The sequence below is a fragment of the Microbacterium sp. GbtcB4 genome (assembly GCF_019091465.1).
In the GTDB taxonomy this organism is placed as follows: Bacteria; Actinomycetota; Actinomycetes; order Actinomycetales; family Microbacteriaceae; genus Microbacterium; species Microbacterium paraoxydans.
This window is the reverse complement of sequence record NZ_JAGXJJ010000680.1, coordinates 1-232: the sequence shown is the minus strand read 5'-3', so window position 1 is coordinate 232 and position 232 is coordinate 1. Positions and strand designations below refer to the sequence as shown.

The following is a 232-nucleotide window of genomic DNA, read 5'->3' as shown; positions in this document are numbered from 1 at the left end:
AGGACGTGCCGCCCGGTGCGGGCGTGGGGCCCGCCGAGATCGGCGGACAGCACGATGCCGTCGCCGGCGATCCGGAGCACGCGTGGCCGACGTCCCCCGCGGGAGGTGCCGGCCCCTGCCTCCTCCAGCACGCCGGCATCGAGAAGCGCCTGTTCGCGCAGGCCGACGGTGGAGGCGGCCACGCCGTGTGCGGGGGCGTGCTCCGAGCGGGAGGGGGCATGGCCGGCCGCGG

The 232-nt window shown here is 78.9% G+C and carries 1 pseudogene; it reads right to left on the bottom strand.

The annotated features are described in order from the left end of the window. Positions 1-232: pseudogene (locus tag KVS71_RS19240) on the bottom strand (ROK family transcriptional regulator); the annotation flags it as partial.